Consider the following 2589-nt stretch of genomic DNA (forward strand, 5'->3'; position numbering starts at 1 on the left):
ACCGACGATACCGGACCATTCGCCCGGCATCGATCCAGGAAACTACCGCTAGATATCGCTAGATATCGCTAGAACCTCGTCGCCGACAGGCCGCCGTCGACAGGGAGCGTGACTCCGGTGATGTAGGAGGATCGGTCGCTGAGCAGCCAGGCCACCGTTTCGGCGACCTCGTTCGGCGTGCCGGGGCGGCCGAGCGGGGTGTGGTTCTCAAAGCGGTCACGCAACTGCGGATACTGCGCGAACGTGGCGGCCACGCCATCGGTCAGAATGGCGCCGGGGGCGACGACGTTCACCCGAACTCCCTGTGCCGCGTACTCCTGGGCCGCCGCACGCGCGAGTCCGGTGACACCGGCCTTCGCCGCCTGATAGGACGAGTCTCCGATCCCTGCGACCAGTCCGGCCACGCTGCCCGCGATCACGATCGCACCGCCACCGGCCTTCGCCAGTTCGGGTATCTGGGCGCGGAGATTCAGCCAGGTGCCACGCAGCGTCAGGCCCTGCACGGTGTCCCAGGAGTCCTCGGTGATCTCGGTCAGCCTCCTACCGAGCTCGTCCCCGGTGGCCGCGTTGAGATATGCCCCGTTCAGTCTTCCATGCCGTTCCAGCGCCGCCTGGACGAGTGACTCCGCCCCGGCCGACGTGCTGAGGTCGACGGTCACGGCGACTGCGTCGAAGCCGTCAGCGGTCAGCTGGCCGGCCAGTTTCGCGAGCTCGTCGCTGCTGCGCGCCCCCAGGACGACCCGGGCGCCCTCCTCAGCGAACAGCCGGGCCGCCGCGGCGCCGATGCCCCGACTGGCGCCCGCAACGATAATCACTTTGTCTGCGAGAAGTCCCATGGGAGAAATAGTACGAAAGCGTACTTGAGTACGCCTTAAGCGTACGTTTCACGTGTTGACACGCTCGGCGTAACGAGATGGTCTCGGCACGCGGCCATCCTGCCCCGCCGGCAGGTGACACGTCCAGCGAAATTGCGTGACCGTCACCGCCGCATACGCCGGGTGCCGGGGGGAGATTTCCAGAGCGCCGGTCAAGTAGCGCGGATCCCATCCACGACCACCCGCACAGGCCATGATCCAGGAGAGTTTGTCGTTGTGTACGCTTTTTGGCCGCAAAAGCGTACACAACGACAAAATTGCGCCGATCTTCTCCGGTGGCCGGCGTCCATCGAAGCGTGCCATCGTCCGGGGGGATACGTATGGTTACCTGACCGGCGCGTTCGGCGGTTGCGAGAGAATGATTCTGGAGAAACGGGATTCAGGAGACCGTGACGCTGCGCAGGTCCAGTTCACGGAACTGGGTGGGGACGACGTTGCGCAGCCGGGCGGACCAGGCGGCCGTGGCGCTCTGGTACCAGATCGGGACCGTCGGCATGTCCTGCAGCACGAGCCGTTCGGCCTGCTGGTAGAGCTTCTCGCCCTCCTGCTGCGACGGCGCCCCGTCGGCGCGGGTGAGCAGCGCGTCGACGGCGGGGCTGGAGTACTGGCCGACGTTGGACGAGCCGCCGGTCCTGAACAGCGGGTTGAGGAAGTTCTCGATCGACGGGTAGTCGGCCACCCAGGCAGTGCGGTAGATCGCGCCTATCGTCCTGTCGTCGAGCTTCCTGCGGAACTCACCGAGCGTCGGTACCGGCTCGAACCTGCACTCCCGACCGAGCGTCCGCTGGATCGACGCGCACGTCACCTCCATCCACTGCTGATTGGCGGAGTCGACGTTGGAGGTCAGCACGACCGGCCCCTGGAACCCGGTCTCCTCGAACAGTTTCCTGGCCTTCTCGGGCTGGTAGGTGCACAGCTCCCCGCACTGGTTGTCGAGGTGGCCCTGCACGTTCGGCGCCACCAGGCCGTCGGCCGGCGTCCGAGCGCCGTTGAAGACCTTCTTGATCAGGTCGACCCGGTCGATGGACATCGAGACGGCCTGCCGCAGCCTCGCGTCGGCAAAACGCCTGTCATAGAGGGGAAAAGCGATCGCCTGGTATCCGAGGTACCTGTAGGAGACGCGACGGGAGTCCGGGAGATCAGTCTTGATCCTGTCGTTGACCGTCGACGACCACGGCGTGAACGAGAGATAGTCGAGTCTGTTCGCCAGCACGTCCGCGTAGGCGTCGTCGAGGTTCGCGTAGAAACGGAAGTCCACGCCGTCGATGTGCGGTTTCTCGCCGGCATAGTTGTCGTAGCGCCGCACGACGAGGTTCTTCCCCTTCGTGTGCGAAACGAACCGGAACGGGCCGTTGCCGACCGGATGGCCCTCGTAGGCCTTTCGGTCGGCGAAGAAACTCGCCGGCAGGGGGAAGAAGGCCGCGTAGCCGAGCTGGGTGGCGAACGTGGAGAACGGCGCGGACAGGGTCACGACGAAGGTGCTGTCGTCGACGACCTTCAGGCCTGGCAGCTCCTTCGCGGGCGGCAGGGCGTCCGGCTGCCCGCCGTCCGGCGTCGTGTTGTTCACCTTGCTGAAACCCTCGACATGCGAGAAGTAGTTCGCGCCCTGCATCCTGTTCGGGGAGTAGGCGGTGTAGTTCCAGGCGTCGACGAAGCTCCTGGCCGTGACCGGCGTGCCGTCATGGAAGGTCCACCCGGGCTTCAGTCTGATTGT

Annotated in this window: 2 protein-coding genes; both read right to left on the reverse strand. The window is 65.6% G+C overall.

Going from position 1 to position 2589, the window contains the following annotated elements:
- Positions 1–68: 68 nt before the first annotated feature.
- A complete protein-coding gene (locus tag NBW84_RS09015) occupies positions 69–815 on the reverse strand; it encodes an SDR family NAD(P)-dependent oxidoreductase (RefSeq protein WP_250283559.1) in 747 nt (248 codons plus the stop codon).
- 439 nt (positions 816–1254) lie between these two features.
- A partial coding sequence (locus NBW84_RS09020) for a peptide ABC transporter substrate-binding protein (protein WP_250283561.1) occupies positions 1255–2589 on the reverse strand: 1335 nt, incomplete at its 5' end.

Source organism: Protofrankia sp. CiP1_Cm_nod2, assembly GCF_920664355.1.
Classification (GTDB): Bacteria; Actinomycetota; Actinomycetes; order Frankiales; family Frankiaceae; genus Protofrankia.